At 40.4% G+C, this 1,258-nt stretch carries 3 protein-coding genes; 1 reads left to right on the top strand and 2 read right to left on the bottom strand.

Annotation, left to right across the window (positions count from 1 at the left end):
• Positions 1-242: 242 nt before the first annotated feature.
• A complete protein-coding gene (locus F6K49_RS50250) occupies positions 243-560 on the bottom strand; it encodes a hypothetical protein (RefSeq protein WP_293110347.1) in 318 nt (105 codons plus the stop codon).
• Positions 561-700: 140 nt separating this feature from the next.
• Here F6K49_RS50250 and F6K49_RS50245 point away from each other — a divergent pair, with 140 nt between their 5' ends.
• Positions 701-844 (top strand): hypothetical protein, encoded by a 144-nt coding sequence (locus tag F6K49_RS50245; RefSeq protein ID WP_293071554.1) that lies wholly within the window; start codon positions 701-703, stop codon positions 842-844.
• Here the strand turns inward: F6K49_RS50245 and F6K49_RS50240 are convergent.
• Positions 841-1,197: an antitoxin family protein gene (locus F6K49_RS50240; protein WP_293071555.1), complete on the bottom strand. Its 357-nt coding sequence runs from the start codon at positions 1,195-1,197 to the stop codon at positions 841-843. The two genes, F6K49_RS50245 and F6K49_RS50240, sit on opposite strands and share 4 nt — an antisense overlap.
• Positions 1,198-1,258: the final 61 nt, after the last annotated feature.

Genomic DNA, 1,258 nt, shown 5'->3' with positions numbered 1-1,258 from the left:
TATAGAAGATTAAATGATATAACGGTGAAGTTAGTTGGTGCGACATTGATTACTCAAAAGTACTAATCTATAGCAATTCTGTTTCCCATGAGGTACAAAGGGATCCCCCTAAATCCCCCTTAAAAAGGGGGACTTTGAAGTTGATAATTTTACCTCATACATGCAATCAACGCTATACATTACTGACCAGTCTTCGAGGGTTAAACCTATGACACGCTCAAAGTCTTTTGGATTACGTGTGATTAGGGTTGCTCTGCCAGGTGCCCCATCTCTTGATCGATTTCTTGCCGATAGGCAGCAATTTCAGCCTGTAGATCCTCAAAAGTAGGGTCATCCTTAAACCATCCAAATTTATCCAGCCAAGGATTTCCTGTCTTCCCTAGTAGGGGAATGTCAACTTCAACTACTTCAACCTGATTCGTTAGATAGTCAAGTAGTTGAGCTTTAAGCTGATTGATGGCAGCATCACGGCTATTTTCTACAACCATGACTTCCGGCCATTCTTTGGCACGAGCAATATATTTATCGTTTTCTCTACTGAGGATAACTTCATAAATCATGACCCCATCTCCTGCTCATATTAAGTCGCTATTTCAATTTTAGCTGAGGGGGTAACAACAAGGCTATTAGCGATTCTTAAGGCCAGTAAGTTATTGCAAATAAGGGATAATTGAAGATGTATATAGCGTTTCTAGGACTCATGAGGTACACAGAATTGTTTGACTATTGGCTCTTGCCTCTTCTGTCTTACCTGCTCCCTGCTCCCTGCTCCCTGCTCCCTAAAACCCAGATATTTGTACCTCACAAGTCGTATAATTGCTATATAAATTATTTAAGCTTTTAACTATGTTCATGGAACATATCTCGTGTAAACTTAGGAGAATCAGAAGGAATAGGGTTTTGTTGCATTCGCTCAACAAGTAACCTTAAAAAATCTTGTCTAGCCTCAATATCGGTAATCTTAGGAGGAATGACTTGAGGTGATTGAACCACAAGCTCAACTTCAACACCTTCAGGTAAATCACAGGCTGTTTGAAGGATAAATGTGCCACTATGATAAATTGCTTTCAATATTTGAGCCATGGGAAACGCTCCATCATAAGAGTTAGGGGTGGATTGGTTAGTTAAGTAGTCGGACAAACGTAAAATTAACTGTTGAAATAGGGAACAGGGAGCAGCGATGCAGGTTCCGCACACAGACCCAAAACCATGAGCGACTGCATCAAGAAGTGAAGTTTATAGCGTTTATGGTAGCTAA

It is taken from the genome of Moorena sp. SIO3I6, assembly GCF_010672095.1.
Note: the sequence above shows the minus strand (reverse complement) of the source record. Positions and strands in the feature narration are given on the sequence as shown.